Source organism: Aeromonas sp. 25-AL00135 (genome assembly GCF_054052385.1).
In genome coordinates this window covers 161675-176543 of record NZ_JBSTYQ010000004.1, presented here as the reverse complement: position 1 = coordinate 176543, position 14869 = coordinate 161675, and the positions used below count along the sequence as shown (strand labels likewise).

Below are 14869 nucleotides of genomic sequence, written 5' to 3'. Positions count from 1 at the left end.
CATGGCTGTTACCCAACTATTCGCATTGGCACTGCTGTCGCTTGCGCTTGCCGCAGTGACGGGCTGGTACGGTTACCGGCAACAACAACAGTGGCAACAACAGTGTCGCCGTTATGCCACTCTTGCCGCGGCAAAGGTGCCGGGGCGTGAGTGGCTGGCGTGGTGTGGCCGCGGTTATCCGGTGGGCGGCCGCGAGCAGGCACGCTTGCAGCAGTTACTGGCACAAGCCGGGATCTTTGCCAGCCAGGGTTTTGACCGGTTACGGGGTGCCAAGCTGTTGGGGGGGCTGGGGTTGGCCATCATGGTGCTGACATGGCGCCTGCTGGTTGCCCCAGCCGATGGATTCACCCTGATGTGGGTACTGATGGCCTATGTGGTAGGGGCCGGCTTGCCGGAGCGCTGGCTGCAATGGCGGGCCCGCAAGGTCAAGGCGGCTCAGCAGAAGGTGGTGCCTGATGCCATCGACCTGCTGGTGATCAGTGTCGAGGCGGGGCTTGCGCTGGATCGGGCGTTGCTGCGAGTGGGTCACTATCTGGAGGCGTTGGAGCCGGGGCTTGCCCGGCAATTCTTGCGTACTCATGCCGAGATCCAGATGCGCGGCGATCAGGCCAGCTGTCTGGCACGGCTTGCCTGGCGGACCGGCTTGCCCGAGCTGGATCGTCTCGCCAACACCTTGCAGATGGCTCAGCAGTACGGGTCGCCATTGGCCGAGACCATGCGCACCATCAGTCAGGAGGCGCGCCAGATGCGACGACTGGCACTGGAGGAGCAGGCAGGCTCCCTGCCGGGCAAGATCACTCTCATCCAGATGGCGCTCATCATGTTGCCCATGCTGGTGCTGATCATTGCCCCCACCCTCAATTTGTTGATCAACAGCCTGCGTTGAGCAGGTGATGGAATCGGATATGAAATCAAGCTATTACCTCATTTTTATCTCGCTGCTTCTGCTGGCGGGATGCAGCAGCCATGGTGATGCATCGGCGCAGAGTCAAAGCAATGGCATGGCGGTGGCCAAGGCTGCTTTTGATTCTGCCCAGTACGAGAAGGCGGAACGCCTCTATCTGGCGCTCTTGAGCAGTGATGCCTCGCTGGAAGAGGCGCAGCTGATGCTGGCGCGAACCCGTTATCAGCAAGATAAAAAGCAGGCCGCACGCGATGGCCTGCAACAGCTGCTCGACCGCGCTGGCAAGCAGGCACCGGAGGCGGCCAATTATCTGGGCAAGTTCCTGCTCGATGATGGGCGTACGGAGGAGGCCGCAACCGCTTATCGTCAAGGACTCGCCTTGCCGAAGCTGACACCGCTGGCACGGGCCCGGCTCAGCAATGGGCTGGGGGTAGCCAGTCTGCGGCAGGGGGCGTTTGCCAAAGGGCGTGCGCTGTTTGAGGCGGCGGTAGCCGCTGCTCCGGATGAGCCTGACTATCGCGGCAATCTGGCATTGGGCTGGCTGATGGAGGGTAACCGGGTCGCAGCTCGTCAGGCCTTCGAGCCGCTGCTGCATTATCAGAGCCTGCCACCCCAGGTGGAGATGAACTACGCCCTGCTGCTGCTGGCCGAGGGCAATGAACCTCAGGCTCGCCTCATCCTGTCGCGCTTTCTCAGTGCCAGCCAGCTGGAACACGATATCCGGCTGCTCAAGGCGCAACTCAGAGGGCAGTCTGTGTGAATCATCAGCGTGGCGTGGCCAGCATCGAACTGGTGATCATCTTGCCACTGCTGCTGGCGTTGTTGCTGCTGGTGGTGGATGTGCTGCGGATACAGCTGCAATACAGCACCCTGGAGTATGGCCTTCGCGCTGCATTGCGGGAGCTGCAGGCCGAGTCGGCCGCCGGGCGGATCCCCTTGGCTGGCGCTATTCGGGAGCGGTTACTCAAGCAAGGGCACGGTGAATTGGCCGGGGTGGAGGTGACTGTCAGGCATCATGTGTCACTTGCAGCCATGTTGGGACAACAAGAGGGGGGGCTGGATCCTGGCAGTGACACCCGAGTACCCGCCGATCCCGTGCTGGAGGTGACCGCCAGACTTCGCCCCCGTTTGCTGCTGACCCCGAGCTGGCTGGTGGCCGATCGCCAGCTGGGTTATCAGAGCACCTTGTTGTTGCTGACTGACCGGTTGCCGGCAGGTGGTGCAGGATGAGCAGAACCATCTCTCGACCCGCACAAAACAGAGGGAGTATCAGCATCGAGGCGATGTTGTTTATCCCCGCGCTGTTGGCCCTGCTCAGTTTTGGCAACGAGGCATTGCAACTGCTGCGCCTTGAACAGCGGTTGCACAATGTGGCCTATAACGTGACGCAGATAGTGACCCAGCAAGGGGTCACGCAGGATGCGGCGGCAGTTTCCCAGCTGGCGTTTTATCAAGGATTTGTGCAGCAGCAACTGGCGGCTCTGCATGGTGGGCAAGCGGCGTTGACCATAGAGCAGTACAACAGCGCCAGTGGTGAACTGTTGCCGCTGTTGCAGGGAAGTGGCTGTGCCGGGCAGGGCAATTGGCCGCCGCTGCGGGTTGGCACCTTGATGCGGGTGACCCTTTGCTATCGTCCGGATTTGGAAGGGGGGGGCATGTTTCGCCGCCTGTGGGGCGATCGTGCGTTGACCACCCACTTTATTCAGGAGATCCACTGATGCCACTATTGTCTGAACAGCGTGGCGGCTTATCTCCGGCATTCGCATTGATGCTGGTCGGGGTATTGGCGCTGACCGGGGTCGCCATCGAGCTGGTGCGCGGTTACAACGGCCAGAGTCTGCTCAGCGCCGCTGCCGATGCAGTCATCTACTCTGCGGCAGATAGCGATACAGCCTTGCAAGATGCCCAGGCGCTGATGCAGGCCAATCTGAGCGGGCGTAACCTGCAGGTGGCTACTCCCCGCCTGAACCAGGGAGAGCAGGGGGCGCAAGTGATCTTGCAGGGAAAAGTGCCCGCTCTGATGGATCTCTCGGCGATAGATGAAGGGGAGGAGGGGATGCCGATTGCGGCGGCTGCGCGTGCCAGCAGTGCACGAAGCCGGATCGAAGTCGCGCTGGTGCTGGATATTTCCGATTCCATGTCAGGTGCACCCATGAAGGCGATCAAGCAGGGCCTTGTCGAGTTTGGCGAGGTGCTGTTTGGTCGCGAGCGGCGCAATCAGGATCGGGTGGTCAGTATCATTCCCGCCACCGGGCTGGTCAATATCGGCGATCATCCCGAGCTGTTTCATCCCGAAAGCATCGAAATTCCCTTCGGGTTGCGGACGCTCGCAGAGGAGCGTGGTTGGCTCAATCTGTTGTCGCGAGAGGTGCCTGGGCGTCAACGCAAGGCATTCTGTGCCAGATTGCCGGAACATGTTGATGGTATCGATCGGGTGGCAGAGGTCACGCCCGGCTGGATCCGTAAACTGGAGCAGGCCCCGCGGGATGAACTGAGGCCCCATCTTTTTTACAGCACCAAGCCTCCCCCCATTGCCCGTTATGGCGATGGGACGCCCTTGCTGGCCTTTGCGCCCAAAGATAATCCGCTGGACCGCTATCTGGAGAACCGCCGTGACAAGCTCGGCATCTTCGATGATCCGGATTGCGGGGTCAGTCCGATCCAGCCTCATCTTGCGACCCGTGCCGACTATCGTCAGGCGCTTGATACCCTCTATGCCGCATTCAATACCAACACGGCAGAGGGGGTGATGTGGGGTTGGCGGCTGCTTTCACCAGAGTGGCAGGGACGCTGGCGGCAGGGGGCGGCAGCTTTGCCGCGCACATATGGGTTGCAGGATAACCGCAAGATCATGGTGCTGTTTTCCGATGGGGAACACATGGGGTCCGAGGCAGCATTGCGGGATCGCAAGCAGTTGCTGTTATGCCGGGAGATGAAACGCAAGGGAATCCAGATCTACACGGTGGCGTTCGAAGGGGATACCCGTTTCGTGGCCCAGTGTGCCAGTGATCGCTCCCTGGCCTTCAAAGCAACCAAAAGCAATATTCGTACTGTGCTGACCCGGTTGGCGAGCTCCATCAACGATGTCGTGTTGACGAAATAATGCAAAGAGGGGCCTGATCGGCCCCTCGCTATTCAAGGTGTTAACAGGGTCACATCGCCGCGCGGAAGATGGCGACGATCTCTTCGTGGCTGGCCTGTTTCGGGTTGGTGAAGCCGCAGGCATCTTTCAGGGCGTTGCTGGCCAGGGTATCGAAGTCATCGGCCTTGACGCCGAGCTGCTCCAGACCGGCCGGGATCTTCACATCCAGCGCCAGCTGCTTGATGGCGGCAATGGCAGCGGCGGCGCCCTGTTCGTCGCTCATGGCACTCACGTCCACCCCCATGTAGCGGGCGACATCCTTCAGACGAGCCGCGCTCACCTGGGCGTTGAACGCCTGAACGTGGGGCAGCAGCACGGCGTTACAGACACCGTGGGGCAGGTCATAGAAACCGCCCAGCTGGTGGGCCATGGCGTGCACATAGCCCAGGCTTGCGTTGTTGAAGGCCATGCCGGCCAGGAACTGGGCATAGGCCATCTGCTCGCGGGCGTGCAGATCATCGCCGTGGTGAACGGCGGTGCGCAGGTGCTTGGCGATCAGCTCGATGGCCATCACGGCGCTGGCATCGGTCACCGGGGTGGCGATGGTGGAGACATAGGCTTCGATGGCGTGGGTCAGGGCATCCATACCGGTGGCGGCGGTGAGGCCGGCCGGCTTGGCCAGCATCAGCTCGGGATCGTTGACCGACATCAGCGGGGTAACGTGCTTGTCGATGATGGCCATTTTCACATGGCGCGCTTCGTCGGTGATGATGCAGAAGCGGGTCATCTCGGAGGCGGTACCGGCGGTGGTGTTGATGGCGATAAGCGGCAACTGCGGCTTGGCGGAGCGATCCACCCCTTCGTAATCCTTGATGCTGCCACCGTTGGCGGCGACCAGCGCGATGCCCTTGGCGCAGTCGTGGGGCGAGCCGCCACCCAGCGAGATGACACAGTCGCAGCCGTTGGCCTTGATCATCGCCAGACCCGCTTCGACGTTGCTGGTGGTGGGGTTGGGTTTGGTCTCATCGAAAACAGCGCTTTCAATACCATGTTCAGCCAGCAGGGTGGTGAGCTTGGCGACCACACCGATCTGGTTGAGGATTTTGTCGGTGACGATCAGCGCCTTGCGATAGCCGTAACCCTTGATATCGGCGGCGGCCTCTTGCAGACAGCCGGCACCCATCAGGTTGATAGCGGGAATATAGAACTTGAATGTAGCCATGATGGACTTCCTATAGTTAGCCATTAAGTGGTAGTTAAGAGCTAGGCTACCATCTAGAAAGGGATACAAAAGCATCTTGTTTACAACTTTACGGGGTCGATCACGAGTCGTTAATTAAGCGCTGAACCAGGCTTGACTTTCTCGCATCTGACTCGATTTGCAGAAAAACGTTTGTCAATTATTTCATTGAGTTAGCAAACGTTTTGCGCAGTGTTTGTCACTGTCAATGCGTGGAAGTGTGAGGCGCTTCAAGGAATTGGAAAGCGCTTTCGACCATAGTTGGCGCCTCCCCGAAGAGGGGGGTAAAGGCTTGAAAGTATCATAAAGAATCATCTTAACTTGTGCCCTGACCATGCTGGCAGGGGGCAACCAGGAGTCCACTATGTCTGATGTATTTCACTTGGGTTTGAAGAAAGCGGATCTGCAAGGCGCCACCCTGGCGATCGTCCCCGGTGACCCCGAGCGTGTGAAGCGTATCGCAGAGCTGTTGGATAACCCGGTGCACCTGGCCAGCCATCGTGAATTCACTACCTGGCGCGGCGAGATGGACGGCAAGGCCGTGATCATCTGCTCTACCGGTATCGGTGGCCCGTCCACCTCCATCGCGGTAGAAGAGCTGGCCCAGCTGGGCATCCGCACCTTCCTGCGTATCGGCACCACCGGTGCCATCCAGCCACACCTGAACGTGGGTGACGTGATCGTGACCACCGGTTCCGTGCGACTCGACGGTGCCAGCCTGCACTTTGCACCGATGGAGTTCCCGGCTGTTGCCGACTTCGACTGCACCACCGCGCTGGTGAACACCGCCAAAGAGATGGGCTCCAAGCTGCACATCGGTGTGACAGCCTCCTCTGACACCTTCTACCCGGGGCAGGAGCGTTACGACACCGTATCAGGCCGCGTAGTGAGCCGTTTCCAGGGTTCCATGAAAGAGTGGCAAGCTATGGGCGTGCTGAACTATGAGATGGAATCTGCAACCCTGCTGACCATGTGCTCCAGCCAGGGCCTGCGTGCCGGTATGGTGGCTGGCGTTATCGTCAACCGTACCCAGCAAGAGATCCCGAACGCCGAGACCATGGCGAAGACCGAATCTGATGCCATCAAGATCGTACTGGGCGCTGCCCGCAAGCTGATCTGATAGCACCACACAGAGTGGGGGGTGGGGGCCGTTGCGAAAGCGCGGCCCCTATCTTTATCTGCCGTTTACCGCTTTTCCTCTTCCGTCACCCCTTTCACTGATCCCGTCGCACTCGCGCTGGTTGTCTCTGCTTGCTGCCTCTACCTATTGCCCCTAAAAAGGCGCTGCACAGCGGATCTGCATCGGCTCGCCGCTCACCGGATGAGCAAAATCCAGCTCGCTGGCATGCAGCATCAGCCGCGGTGCCTGTTCGCAGCCAGGCGGCAGCAGGCCACCATAGAGATCGCAACCGAGGATGGGGTGGCCCAGCAGCTGGCTGTGGATCCGCAGCTGATGGGTGCGGCCGGTCTCCGGCAGCAGTCGTACCCGGGTCAAAGGCACGGTCTGCCCCTGCATCTGCTGCTCCAGCCGCTCAACTACCTGATAGCGGGAGCGAGCGGGTTTGCCGCTGGCGGCGCAGATCTTCAGCAGCGGAAAGAGGACCGGATCCTTGGCGATGGGGGCATCGATAAGCCCTTCGTCGTCAATCAGATGGCCACAGAGCAGGGCGCTGTAGGCCTTGCTCACCGCCCGCTGGCTGAATTGCTGGCAGAGCAGGGCATTGATGGCCTTGTTTCTGGCCACCACCATGATGCCAGAAGTGCCGAAGTCGAGGCGATGCACCAGGGTACAGCCGGGGTAATCCTGCACCAGGCGATAGTGCACCGAGTCGAGGTTTTGCGGATTCTTGCCCGACAGGCTCAGCAGGCCGCTCGGCTTGTTGATGAGCAGCAGATTCTCATCTTCGAACAGGATCTCGATGGCGGCCTTGCAGGGCGGGGCGATAAAGGTGTCGACGATAACGGACATAGGGCACACGGGCAGAAAACGGGGGGCCATCATACCCAAGTGGCGGGTAAGGCGCGAATCGGCGTAGCGGATACGCTCGCCACACCATCCCCTCGTTGCGGCCTGCTGCTGGCCGGCTGTGACAGCGCGAAGGTAACTGATTGAAAAAAATCAGGAACCGTTTTGTGACCCCCTCCCGAGTTCAGCCGCTGCGAGCTTGCTAAGGTAGGGCTCCCTTTTATGTTGTAAGGAGTCTCTCCATGGCACTGCCCGTTATTCTCGATTGTGATCCCGGCCACGACGACGCCATCGCCCTGATTCTGGCGCTGGCCAGTCCTGAACTGAAGGTGCTGGCGGTGACCACCAGCGCGGGCAACCAGACCCCGGACAAGACCCTCAACAATGCCCTGCGCATCCTCACCTTGCTGGGGCGCGACGATATTCCGGTGGCGGCCGGGGCGCCGAAACCGCTGGCCCGCGAGCTTATCATCGCCGACAACGTCCATGGCGAATCGGGTCTCGATGGCCCCAAACTGCCGGATCCCGCTTTTGCCCCGCAAGCGATGACGGGGATCGAACTGATTGCCAGATCTCTGCGCGAGAGCCTGGAGCCCGTGACTCTGGTGCCGACCGGCCCGCTCACCAATATCGCCCTGCTGCTGGCGGCTCACCCCGAGCTAAAGAGCAAGATCGCCCGCATCGTGCTGATGGGGGGCGCCGCAGGGGCCGGCAACTGGACACCAGCGGCGGAATTCAATATTTATGTGGACCCGGAAGCGGCCGATATGGTCTTCAAGTCGGGCATCCCCATCACCATGTGCGGCCTCGATGTGACCCACGAGGCGCAGGTAATGGACGAGGATATCGAACGGGTACGCGCTATCACCAATCCGGTGGCCCAGTGTGTGGCCGGTCTGCTCGATTTTTTCATGATCTACCATCGGGACCCCAAGTGGGGATTTGCTGGCGCGCCGCTGCATGACCCCTGTACCATTGCCTGGTTGCTCAATCCCGCCCTGTTCCATGGCGTGGAGTGCCGGGTGGATATCGAGACCCGGGGTGAGCATACCGTGGGGATGACGGTGGTGGACCGCTATGGTCTCTCCGGCAAACCAGCCAATGCGCTGGTGTTGCTGGGGCTGGATCGGGCAGGTTTTATTGATCTGCTGGTCGAGCGGCTGCGGGCCTTTGGCTGAGGGCCGATTCACTTTTTGCAAGAAGGGGCAGGGAATGTGGAAGACAGGGTTGGCGCTGCTGGCCGGGTTGCAACTGACAGGCTGCGCGACGCCATTCGAGCGGATGTGGCAGGGGCTGGCGACCTGTGATTTTAACGATCTCTATATCGACGGTGAGACGGGACGGCCAGCCAACCTGCAGCTCAACAACTACACCCCCTACAAGGTGAGCGACGGCTTTGCCTGGTACAAGGTGCACGAGGAGCTGCACGGCTTGCCGGTGGTCGGTTTTATCGTGCCTGCCTCCAGCTTCGAAGTGCACGCCCTCTTTGTCGATACCCCCATCGCCAACGCCCGCCGGCTGACCCACAACGCCTACGGCAGCGAGTTTAGCGACGAGCAGAAGCACAACGAGGGCTCTGCCCCTCTGCTTTTGCGCGATCCCAATAACCCCAAGCGCTCCATCATCGACTGCACCCGCGGCGAGTCTGACGAGGAGCTTGAGGATTCGGCCATGCCCGAGTAGGGCACCTGTCATGCCATCGGCCTGAAAAAAGAGGGGCCAGCCTTGTCGGCTGGCCCCTCTTTTTTATTGTTGCTTAGCGCTCTGATCAGGGATAGCTCAACGTCTCTTTGATAAGCGGCAGTTGAGCCTTGATCCACGCCGGATTGATGGGACCCCAGTCTCTGATGCGGTAGTGTCCCTGCAGGTGGCGAGCCCCCTCGGTCTGCTCGAAGGCGCAGCTGATATCGAGTTCGGCTAGCGCGCTCAGGGTATCTTGCGCGGTGCGGCGCGGCATGCCGGTTGCCTCCATGATGGCGGGCACCGTATCTGTGCCCTGGCTGATCAGCCAGGCCACGTAGAGCCGCCGGTAGAAGCTGGTGCGGGTCTTGCTCGGCTCGCTCATAGCTCGTCCTCAAGACGATCGAAGTAGCGCCAGGTTGCGATGGCTGCCTTGCCCATCACCAGTGCCCAGAGGCCGAACCAGAACCAGCGGAAGAAGCTCCAGGTGGAAGCATCAGGCTCGGTACTCTCAATCTTGGTGACGTTGGGGAACATGGAGAACATGTTGATGCGCCAGCCGTAGGAAGTAATGATGGCCAGACGCTTTTCAAACTCCATCGACTTGGCCTTGGCCTGCACGTCGGCGGCGTTGAACTTGAAGTAGAAGGGCCAGCCCCACTCGGTATCTTCATTGCGAAACACCCGGATCTTCTCGCCGGGGCGCTCGGTGTAGATGTAATAGACGTCGGTGGTGGGGCCGTCAGCCGGGTTTTTCTGGCTGATGGGGCCATCCTTGTCGGTACGCTTCACCTCGACCCCGGTGATGGTGGCGATGGTGTGCTCCGGCAGGTAGTAGTCGAGCCAGGCGGCGGAAATGAGGGCGATGAGCCCCAGGGCGATAAAAGCGGGTTTCTTGAATCTCAGGCTCATGGTGTGCTCACGTGAGGGGGAGTAACGTGCCTCTACCATACCGATATTTGACAGGGCAGCCCAGCCCCTTATGGCGCCACAAGCCAAAAAATGGCGTTTAAAACAGAGACAAAGCCATTGCTCCATCAACAAGAAAGGCCCTTGCGGGCCTTTTTGTCTGGTTCACTTTGTGCGCTTACAGCTGGAATTGGGCCAGCTGCTTGCGTTGCTGCTCGGCGAGCTGGGAGAGCTCGTTGCTGGCACTGGCGCTCTGGCTGATGCCGGCGGAGCTCTGGCTCACGATCTCGTGAATATTGGTGATGTTGCGGTTGATGTCGGCGGTAACGCAGGACTGCTCCTCGGCGGCGGTGGCCACCTGGGCGTTGGCGTCGTTGATCTGGCGCACGGCACCGGTAATGCCGCTTAGCAGATCCTGCACCTGAGCGGACAAGCGCTGGTTATGGCTGAGGATCTCCAGAGTCTCCTGTACGCCGTTGTTGGCGGATTGGGACTGGCTCTGCAGCCGCTCGATGATGGCCTGGATCTCCTTGGTGGAGTCCTGGGTACGGGCTGCCAGCATTCTCACCTCGTCGGCCACCACCGCAAAACCACGCCCCGTTTCACCGGCACGGGCCGCTTCGATGGCGGCATTGAGCGCCAGCAGGTTGGTCTGCTCGGAGATCCCCTGAATCACTTCAATTACCTTGCCGATCTGCTCGGACTGGGATTTGAGCTGAGCCACGATGGCGGCGGCATCTTCCAGACTGCCTGCCATCCGGCTGTTGGCGGCGATGCTTTCGGTAAAGAGAGCGAGCCCCTGTTCGACCCGGCCATTGGCATCCCGCGCCAGCTCGTCGGCGATGGCGGCATTGTGGTTGACATTGTCAGCGGTGCTGGAGAGTTCGGTCACGGCGGAGGCGACCTGTTCGATCTCGCTGTGCTGCTGCTTTGCATTGGCCTCGGACTGGGTCATCACGGCGGCCAGCTCGGTGGCGGCGGAGGCGACGCTGTTGCTGATCCCGGTCAGGTTCTCGATGGTGCTACCAAGTTGCCCCAGAGTGAGGTTGATATCTTTGGCCAGACGGGTCAGCTCGTTGTTGCCTTCCGCTTTGGCGCGCACGTTGAAGCGCCCTTGCGCCACGGCGTGCATCACCTCTTGTAGCTGACTGATGGGGCTGACGATGCGCCCGGAGAGGACCCAGCCACAGATCAGCGCCGCCAGCAGGGTACCGGCGGTGAGCAGCAGGGTACGCAGCAGGGTGGCGTCGTAGTGGGCCTGCTCTTCGGCCAGCTCTTGCTGGATCAGCTGGTTGATGTGGGCCGACATGCTGTCGATCTGTTTGATCAGCTGTTCACCCAGCTCGCGGAAATGGAGGCGGGCCGCCTCGTAGGCGACCGGATCGCCGCCACCCTGATGTTTTTGCGCCAGCAGCGGCAGCATGTTGCTGCGGGTATGGCTGAGATAGGCCTGCAGGGCGGCAGCGACCTGACGGTTATCCTGCTCGGCACCGGGGAGCACCAGACGGCCGAGGATGGCGTTGATCTCCTGCTCGGCGCTGTTGAGGTTTGCGGGCAGAGCGGCAAACAGCTTGGCATCGTAGAGGCCATAGATGGCGCTGGTGCGCAGCCGGTAGGTGGCGTGGATCAGTTTGGCAATATCGTCCTTGTTTTGGACCACGCTCTGGGTCGTCTCATCTATGTCATTGATGGCTTCATCCAGACCCTGCTTGCTGATGGTGATCATCACCATCATCAGCAGGCTGGCCAGCAGCAAAGGTATCAAGACCTGGACACGTATTGATAGATTATTCAATGACATAAATGGCTCTAATCCGGAATTGGAGGAGCCGACATATTACACATGCACGTCAGGAGCTGTCACAGGCTTTTATTGCTGAAATGTGCTGAAGAAAAGGTTTTTTCTTGTGAGAAAGGAGCCATTTAGGCATGATTGAGCGCTTTATCCCCTGAATATGTGGTACAACTGGCTGGGTTGTGTCAATCCTGTCCCGTTTTCGTGATTTCCCGCTCTCGTCATATGGAGGTGTGTTGTGTCCAGCTGGATCGATCCGGCCATTCTGGCTCTGTTTATCCCGACCTTTTTCTTTGTTTCGGTGACCCCCGGCATGTGCATGACCCTGTCGATGACCCTGGGGATGAGCCTGGGGGTGCGCCGTACCCTGCACATGATGTGGGGGGAGCTGATCGGCGTCGGGCTGGTATCGGTGCTGTCGGTGATCGGGGTGGCAGCCATCATGCTCAACTATCCGGGGATCTTCGCCGCCTTCAAATATGTGGGGGGCGCCTATCTGGTGTGGCTCGGCATCCAGATGTGGCAGGCCAAGGGGAAGATGGCCATTCCGGCGGATCTCTCGGCCGGTCAACAGACCAGCGCCATGGGTCTGGCGGTGCAGGGTTTCGTCACCGCTATCGCCAACCCCAAAGGGTGGGCCTTCATGATCTCCTTGCTGCCCCCCTTTATCTCTGCCGACAAGCCGATGGCGCCGCAGATCAGCGCGCTGGTGGCGCTGATCCTGGTCATCGAGTTCTCCTGCCTGTTGCTCTACGCCAGCGGTGGCCGCACTTTGCGCCACTTCCTCGCCAAGAGCGGCAACATCACCCTGATGAACCGCATCGCCGGTACTCTGATGCTGGGGGTGGGAGTCTGGCTGGCGCTCGGGTAAGAGCTGTCAGTGACCTTCGCCACAAAAGAAAAATGCCACCGATCGGTGGCATTTTTTATGGGCGCCGGGTGGCTCAGCGAGGCTTGAAACGCTCGACCCAGGGGTTGGCGGTGAGGCCGTGCAGGATGACGCTCAATATGATAGTGCAGAGCACGGTGGCGATGATGGGGCGCTGGCCAATCAGGGAGGGCTCGTTTTGCAGCACCATCACCGCAAAGACGATGCTGGCAAGGCCCCGCGGCCCGAACCAGCCGATAAAGAGCTTGAGCTCGGGCTTGAGGCCGGTGCCGATGAGGCTCAGCCAAACCGGCACTATCCGCAGCAGGGTGAGGCTGGCAATGGCATAGAGCCAGTATTGCCAGTGCAGCAGCTCCGGCAGAATGGGCATAAGGGTCGCGCCAAACACCATCCAGATCACCACGGAGAGCAGGTCGCCGTAGCCTTCGCAGCTGTCCATATAGGCGTGCTTGTGCTCGCCGAGGCGGTGGCCGATAAAGAGGCCACCGACAAAGGCGGCGATAAAGCCGCTGCCACCCAGCGTCTGGGCCAGCGCAAAGCAGAGCAGGGCCAGCCCCGGCATGGTGAGCTGACGCCAGAGTGGCAGTTGCCAGCCATTGAGATAGGAGATCTTCAGCAGCCGGATGGTGAGACTGGTCAGCACGAAGGCGACCAGCAGGCCAATGCTGATCTCCTCCAGCATCAGGGTGATAGCCAGGGTGGCGGTGCCTGCGTGCTGCTCTGTGGGGGCGATAAGGGCCAGCAGCAGAAGCAGCACAGGCACGCAGATGCCGTCGTTGAGGCCGCTCTCCTGATTGAGCCCTTCACGCACCGGTGCAGGCACCGCGGGGTTACTGACCACCGCCTTGCCGAGCGCCGCATCGGTGGGGGCAAGAATGGTGGAGAGGATCGCCATCTCCAGCAGTGGTAGGTCGGGGAAAATCCAGTGGCCAAACAGGGCGCCACAAAGCAGGGTGAGGGGCAGGCCAATCAGCAGCAGGCGGATGGGCAGCTGGCGGTTGGCCAGCAGCACCTGCCAGTTGGTGTTGGCGGCATCGTTGAACAGCACGATAACCAGCGTCAGCTCGGCCAGCAGCTTGATGCCGGCGCTGTCGATAGAGAGGGAGAGCAGCTCAAGCCCTCCCGGCCCCAGCAACCAGCCGGTCAGCAGAAAGAGCAGGGGGCCGTTGACCAGTTTTGACTCGAAGCGCCCCGCGATCAGGCTGTAGATCAGCAAGAAGGCGGCGATCACCGCCAGATTCTGGTAAAGCAGGTGTGCATCCATACAACCTCCTTTCTGCCCCGCAGGGGCGGTTTAATCGGTCAGGCAGTCGGGATCGAACACATACTCCCCGTCCAGCCAGCGCACGATTTCGTCGACGCAGGATTGGTCGCGAAACGGCAGATAGCGCGCCTTGAGAGCGGCAATCTGCTCGGAGGTGAGCTGTGCCAGCCCCAGATCCTGAAACAGCGGCAGGTCGGCCTCGATCATCGCCGAGATCTGCGGGCCGCAGGTGGCGTTGAGGGCGGCATGCAGCGCCTTGTCGGGGTCGTACTGCTTGCCGAGTCGGTAGCTCATCGGCAGGGTAGCGAGGGGCAGGGCCGACAGCGCCGCCTGTTTCATCGGGTTGACCGCGTGGCCAGAGACCAGCTCCGCCAGCTCGGCGGGGCGGTTCTCGAAGGCGCGCAGGTGCAGGTAGCTGCTCGCCTTGCTGCCATCGTTAACCGGGTAGTTGTCCCACAGGAAGGGCTTGCGGCCGAGCAGTTCGTTCACCTGCTTGAGGTGACTGGCCGGATATTCGCTGGAGCAGACCTTGGGGCCGGTCCAGAAGATCTCGAAACGGCGATCGAGCTGCTCGCCAAGCTCCTCCAGATAGCGGGGAGGCATGGCGCCAAACACCTTCTCCAGCACCGGATCGGTCGAGTAGTAGCTGGGGCAGAAGATGAGGCGGCTTGCCTTGCTGTGGGCCGCGATATCGTGGGCGATGGTGAGCTGGTGACGGGCCAGGTCCGGGGTATCCCCCTTCATATCGTCAAACAGCACCGCCAGAATATCGGGCTGGAGCATCTCGTCGATGAGGCGCACTTTCTCAAGCAGCGCCGAGCGTTTGCGATCGTAGTCGTGATGAGCCCCCATGGGGCTCAAGCCCACCCCGAAGGCGAGCCCGTTGGCGCGGCACTGGCGCGCCAGCTCGGCGAGATCGGCCAGTTGCTGCTCGGGCCAGGGGAGGGCCCAATGCTTGCGCAGATAGCCATCCTCTTTTGGTGCATAGATATAGAAACCGTAACCGTGGCGTGGCAGCCACTGGGCGTAGCGGGCGCGGGCCTGCCAGCTCCATCCCTTGCCAAAAAAGCCTTCAATGACCCCCAGATTGGCAGCGGGGGGCAGGGGGCCGGACAGCAAACTTTGATATGGCATAACTCT

At 60.7% G+C, this 14869-nt stretch carries 16 protein-coding genes; 9 read left to right on the top strand and 7 right to left on the bottom strand.

Annotation, left to right across the window (positions count from 1 at the left end; all coding sequences use genetic code 11):
* Position 1 precedes the first annotated feature (1 nt).
* Genes ACW5XC_RS04985 through ACW5XC_RS04965 form a run of 5 tightly spaced genes read left to right on the top strand, consistent with a single transcriptional unit; the run spans position 2 to position 4007 of the window.
* Entirely contained in the window at positions 2–886 is an 885-nt protein-coding gene (locus tag ACW5XC_RS04985; RefSeq protein ID WP_042053987.1) for a type II secretion system F family protein, read from the top strand.
* A gap of 19 nt (positions 887–905) precedes the next feature.
* Positions 906–1664, top strand: a complete 759-nt coding sequence (locus tag ACW5XC_RS04980; protein ID WP_110302836.1) for a tetratricopeptide repeat protein — start codon at positions 906–908, stop codon at positions 1662–1664.
* On the top strand, positions 1661–2134 hold the full coding sequence (locus tag ACW5XC_RS04975; protein ID WP_042053984.1) for a TadE/TadG family type IV pilus assembly protein: 474 nt from the start codon (positions 1661–1663) through the stop codon (positions 2132–2134). Before ACW5XC_RS04980 ends, ACW5XC_RS04975 begins: the two co-directional genes overlap by 4 nt.
* Before the next feature lie 53 nt (positions 2135–2187).
* Complete coding sequence (locus ACW5XC_RS04970; protein ID WP_321969350.1) at positions 2188–2622, top strand: pilus assembly protein FlpK; 435 nt, start codon at positions 2188–2190, stop codon at positions 2620–2622.
* Complete coding sequence (locus ACW5XC_RS04965; protein WP_042053981.1) at positions 2622–4007, top strand: vWA domain-containing protein; 1386 nt, start codon at positions 2622–2624, stop codon at positions 4005–4007. Before ACW5XC_RS04970 ends, ACW5XC_RS04965 begins: the two co-directional genes overlap by 1 nt.
* Positions 4008–4056: 49 nt before the next feature.
* On the opposite strand, the gene yiaY is transcribed toward ACW5XC_RS04965, so the two are convergent.
* Positions 4057–5208 (bottom strand): L-threonine dehydrogenase, encoded by a 1152-nt coding sequence (gene yiaY / locus ACW5XC_RS04960; protein WP_005359322.1) that lies wholly within the window; start codon positions 5206–5208, stop codon positions 4057–4059.
* 382 nt (positions 5209–5590) lie between these two features.
* Between yiaY and udp the strand changes: the two genes are divergently transcribed.
* Positions 5591–6346 (top strand): uridine phosphorylase, encoded by a 756-nt coding sequence (udp, locus tag ACW5XC_RS04955; protein ID WP_005337975.1) that lies wholly within the window; start codon positions 5591–5593, stop codon positions 6344–6346.
* 153 nt (positions 6347–6499) lie between these two features.
* Here udp and ACW5XC_RS04950 read toward each other — a convergent pair whose 3' ends face one another.
* Positions 6500–7195 carry an RluA family pseudouridine synthase gene (locus tag ACW5XC_RS04950; protein WP_042053979.1) on the bottom strand — a complete coding sequence of 232 codons (696 nt, stop codon included), beginning with the start codon at positions 7193–7195 and terminating at the stop codon, positions 6500–6502.
* 239 nt (positions 7196–7434) lie between these two features.
* Here ACW5XC_RS04950 and rihA point away from each other — a divergent pair, with 239 nt between their 5' ends.
* Entirely contained in the window at positions 7435–8370 is a 936-nt protein-coding gene (rihA, locus tag ACW5XC_RS04945) for a pyrimidine-specific ribonucleoside hydrolase RihA (protein WP_042053978.1), read from the top strand.
* A gap of 34 nt (positions 8371–8404) precedes the next feature.
* A complete protein-coding gene (locus ACW5XC_RS04940; RefSeq protein ID WP_042053976.1) occupies positions 8405–8875 on the top strand; it encodes a hypothetical protein in 471 nt (156 codons plus the stop codon).
* An 85-nt stretch (positions 8876–8960) separates the two neighbouring features.
* Here ACW5XC_RS04940 and ACW5XC_RS04935 read toward each other — a convergent pair whose 3' ends face one another.
* The 3 genes from ACW5XC_RS04935 to ACW5XC_RS04925 form a co-directional block, all read right to left on the bottom strand.
* Positions 8961–9257 carry a winged helix-turn-helix domain-containing protein gene (locus tag ACW5XC_RS04935; RefSeq protein WP_042053975.1) on the bottom strand — a complete coding sequence of 99 codons (297 nt, stop codon included), beginning with the start codon at positions 9255–9257 and terminating at the stop codon, positions 8961–8963.
* Entirely contained in the window at positions 9254–9784 is a 531-nt protein-coding gene (locus tag ACW5XC_RS04930; RefSeq protein ID WP_042053974.1) for a DUF1523 family protein, read from the bottom strand. The genes ACW5XC_RS04935 and ACW5XC_RS04930 overlap by 4 nt, the downstream gene beginning before the upstream one ends.
* A gap of 175 nt (positions 9785–9959) precedes the next feature.
* On the bottom strand, positions 9960–11582 hold the full coding sequence (locus ACW5XC_RS04925) for a methyl-accepting chemotaxis protein (RefSeq protein WP_042053971.1): 1623 nt from the start codon (positions 11580–11582) through the stop codon (positions 9960–9962).
* A gap of 232 nt (positions 11583–11814) precedes the next feature.
* On the opposite strand from ACW5XC_RS04925, the gene ACW5XC_RS04920 reads away from it, so the two are divergent.
* On the top strand, positions 11815–12447 hold the full coding sequence (locus ACW5XC_RS04920) for a LysE family translocator (protein ID WP_042053970.1): 633 nt from the start codon (positions 11815–11817) through the stop codon (positions 12445–12447).
* A 73-nt stretch (positions 12448–12520) separates the two neighbouring features.
* Here ACW5XC_RS04920 and ACW5XC_RS04915 read toward each other — a convergent pair whose 3' ends face one another.
* Both ACW5XC_RS04915 and ACW5XC_RS04910 read right to left on the bottom strand, forming a co-directional pair.
* Entirely contained in the window at positions 12521–13729 is a 1209-nt protein-coding gene (locus ACW5XC_RS04915) for a cation:proton antiporter (RefSeq protein ID WP_042053968.1), read from the bottom strand.
* A gap of 30 nt (positions 13730–13759) precedes the next feature.
* Positions 13760–14863 (bottom strand): beta-N-acetylglucosaminidase domain-containing protein, encoded by a 1104-nt coding sequence (locus ACW5XC_RS04910; RefSeq protein WP_042053967.1) that lies wholly within the window; start codon positions 14861–14863, stop codon positions 13760–13762.
* Between the last annotated feature and the right edge of the window lie 6 nt (positions 14864–14869).